Origin of the sequence: Microbacterium sp. UBA837 (assembly GCF_002296025.1) — a bacterium.
GTDB lineage: Bacteria > Actinomycetota > Actinomycetes > Actinomycetales > Microbacteriaceae > Microbacterium.
In genome coordinates this window covers 1-3,076 of record NZ_DBHD01000125.1, presented here as the reverse complement: position 1 = coordinate 3,076, position 3,076 = coordinate 1, and the positions used below count along the sequence as shown (strand labels likewise).

The following is a 3,076-nucleotide window of genomic DNA, read 5'->3' as shown; positions in this document are numbered from 1 at the left end:
ACTTGACACGGATGCCTCGCGACTCTACGCTCGGAGATGTCAAACATTCTATACATTCAAGCTCGAGGAGTCGACATGGGATACGTCGAGAGAAATACCTGGTCGCAACTGATTGCAAGTGCTGCGGGAACCGCTGTGTACCTGGTGCTGGTGCTGCCCCAGCTAGGGACCACCCCCATAGGAGAGATCGCCTGGCAGTGGCCGATGGTCTGGACGATCGCCGGTGCCATCGTGGTTTCGATCGTGATCAGCATCCTGTGGGGTATCGGCGCGGGCATGCGCGACCCCGACGAGGAGCACCGCGCCGACCAGCGTGACCGGGAGATCGAGCACCTCGGCGACCGCGTCGGACAGGCCTTTCTGGTCATCGGTGGGCTGGCAGCGCTCATCCTGGCGATGGTGCAGGCCGAGTGGTTCTGGATCGGCAACGCCGTCTTCTTCGGCTTTTTCCTGTCCGCGTTCATCGGCGGCATCGCCCGCATCGTCGTTTACCGCCGAGGGATGCCGTAATGGTCAAGCCCACGAGAATCACCAACACCATCCGCGCGACGCGCGAAGCCGCCGGGATGACGCAGGCCGAGGTGGCCCGCCACATTGGAGTCACCCGCCAAACGCTCATCGCGATCGAGCAGGGCAAGTACTCGCCGTCGCTCGAACTCGCCTTTCAGGTCTCGCGACTGTTCGGGGTCGCGATCGACGACCTGTTCCAATACCCGACGGATGACGCAGACGGAGTGACAGCATGACAACGAACCCGCCCGCGGCCGGCTCGCCGACGCCCGCGAATGGCACGATGCGCGCCTGGGTCCAGGATCGCTACGGCGGCCCCGAGGTCGTCGAACTCGACCGGGTTCCGGTCCCCGTGCCCGGCGCCACTGACCTTCTCGTCCGGGTGCGTGCGTGCGGCATCCACGCCGGAGACGTGCGCCTGATGCGAGGCGACCCGTACCTCGTGCGGCTGGCATTCGGCATCCGTCGCCCGCGCACGGCTACCCGCGGCATCGATGTCGCGGGCACCGTCGTCGCTGTCGGATCCGAGGTTACGGGCTCTCGCCCCGGTGACGAGGTCGTAGCCGAGATCGGCGTCGGCGGGGGCCTCGCCGAGTATGCCATCGTGCCCGCCGCGCGCGCCGTAGTGCGGCCGGCTGACGTGCCGGTTCAGCATGCTGCGGCGCTGCCCGTCTCCGGCGGGACGGCCTGGCAGGCGCTGGATGCCGCGCACGTCGCATCCGGAAGCCGCGTCCTCGTGATCGGAGCGGCGGGAGGTGTGGGCACCTACACCGTGCAGCTTGCCGCCCAGCGCGGCGCGGAGGTGTGGGCGCTCGCCGGCGAGCGGGCGCTCGATCTCATGACAGACATCGGGGCGGCCCACGCGTTCGACTACCGGAGGGTCCAGCCGGGCTCTCCTGAGATTCCCGCCGAATCCTTCGACGCAGTGATCGATATCGCCGGCACCGTCCCTCTCTCCGCGCTTCGCGGACTGCTGCGGGACGGTGGCACGGTCGTGCTCGTCTCGGGCGCGGGGGGAAAGATTCTCGGCCCGATGGGACGGATGCTGAAGGCCGTCTTCCTGTCGCGGCGCCGGCGACGCATCCGCTCCCTCGCTGCCACCGCGAAACCCGAGATCCTGGCGCAGTTGCTTGAGCTGACCGCCCAGGGCACCATCCGGCCCGTGATCGAACGGACGTACCCGTTCCACGCGGCACGCGACGCGCTCGCGCACGTGGACGCGGGACACGCTGTGGGCAAGGTTGTCGTCACGGTCGAGTGACCCGCCCAGGTTCTCGGCCGATGGCGACGATCGTGCGAGAATAGAGCCCGGCGTGCCCGTGTCGCCGGCATCTTTCTGCTCCGTCGGGCCTCTGGACAGCGTCCGCCAGCCGCACTCTCTTGGAGAACGACGTGACGACTACGACGCCCGCACACAATGCACCAACGACTCGCACGGCTCAGCGCCGCCGCTACCTGATGTGCCGTCCCGAGCACTTCACGGTCAGCTACACGATCAACCCGTGGATGGAGCCCGCCAAGCCCACCGACACCGCCAAGGCCGTGGCGCAGTGGCAGGTGCTCTACGACACCTACCTCGAGCTCGGGCACGAGGTCGAGCTGATCGACCCCGCCGAGGGGCTGCCCGACATGGTCTACACGGCCAACGGCGGGTTCATCATCGACGGCATCGCCTATGCGCCGAAGTTCCGGTTCGCTGAGCGCGCCGGCGAGGAGCGCCACTTCATCGACTGGTTCCGCGCCGCAGGATTCGAGACCGTCATCCCCGAGGAAGTCAACGAGGGCGAGGGCGACTTCCTGCTCGCGGGTGACGTCATCCTCGCGGGTACTGGGTTCCGCTCGACCGGCGACAGCCACCGTGAGGTCGGCGAGGTTTTCGGCAGGGAGGTCATCTCGCTGACTCTCACCGACCCGCGCTTCTATCACCTCGACACGGCGATCTCGGTGCTCGATCCGGTCATCGGCGCGGCCCAGGGCGGGCCGGATGCCGCGAACATCGCCTACCTGCCGGGTGCCTTCGATGAGGCAAGCCAGCGGATCCTCGCCGAGCGCTTCCCCGACGCGATCCGGGTCTCGGATGCCGACGGTGCCGTGTTCGGGCTGAACTCGGCAAGCGACGGCTACAACGTGTTCATCTCGCCGCGGGCCACCGGTTTCGAGGCGCAGTTGCGAGAGCGCGGCTATAACCCGGTGCTCATCGACCTGTCTGAGCTGCTCCTCGGCGGCGGCGGGATCAAGTGCTGCACCCTCGAGCTGCGGGCGAAGCGGGACGAGTCATGAGCGCCGACCAGATCTCCATCGACGCGACCACGCTCGAGATCATCCGGGCAGAAGACGAGCACCTCGCCCACAACTACCACCCCCTGCCGGTCGTGATCTCCCGCGGCGAGGGAGTGTGGGTGACGGATGTCGAGGGCAAGCGCTACCTGGACCTGCTGTCGGCGTACTCGGCGTTGAACTTCGGGCACGGGCACCCGGCTCTGCTCGCCGTTGCCCGGGAGCAGTTGGAACGGTTGACCCTCACGAGCCGGGCGTACCACAACGACAAGCTCGGAACCTTCGCTGC

General features: G+C 67.6%; 5 protein-coding genes. All 5 read left to right on the top strand.

What is annotated here, in order from left to right; all coding sequences use genetic code 11:
* The first annotated feature begins 75 nt into the window (after positions 1 to 75).
* The gene (locus tag B3587_RS09390) at positions 76 to 510 is read left to right on the top strand and encodes a hypothetical protein (RefSeq protein WP_228178383.1); all 435 of its coding nucleotides are present in this window, start codon (positions 76 to 78) and stop codon (positions 508 to 510) included.
* Positions 510 to 746 carry a helix-turn-helix transcriptional regulator gene (locus tag B3587_RS09385; protein ID WP_292728100.1) on the top strand — a complete coding sequence of 79 codons (237 nt, stop codon included), beginning with the start codon at positions 510 to 512 and terminating at the stop codon, positions 744 to 746. The genes B3587_RS09390 and B3587_RS09385 overlap by 1 nt, the downstream gene beginning before the upstream one ends.
* Positions 743 to 1,771: an NAD(P)-dependent alcohol dehydrogenase gene (locus B3587_RS09380; RefSeq protein WP_292728098.1), complete on the top strand. Its 1,029-nt coding sequence runs from the start codon at positions 743 to 745 to the stop codon at positions 1,769 to 1,771. Before B3587_RS09385 ends, B3587_RS09380 begins: the two co-directional genes overlap by 4 nt.
* A gap of 131 nt (positions 1,772 to 1,902) precedes the next feature.
* Positions 1,903 to 2,790 carry a dimethylargininase gene (ddaH, locus tag B3587_RS09375; protein ID WP_348681153.1) on the top strand — a complete coding sequence of 296 codons (888 nt, stop codon included), beginning with the start codon at positions 1,903 to 1,905 and terminating at the stop codon, positions 2,788 to 2,790.
* The coding region (locus B3587_RS09370; RefSeq protein WP_292728096.1) for an aminotransferase class III-fold pyridoxal phosphate-dependent enzyme at positions 2,787 to 3,076 on the top strand (290 nt) is incomplete at its 3' end. The genes ddaH and B3587_RS09370, both read left to right, overlap by 4 nt.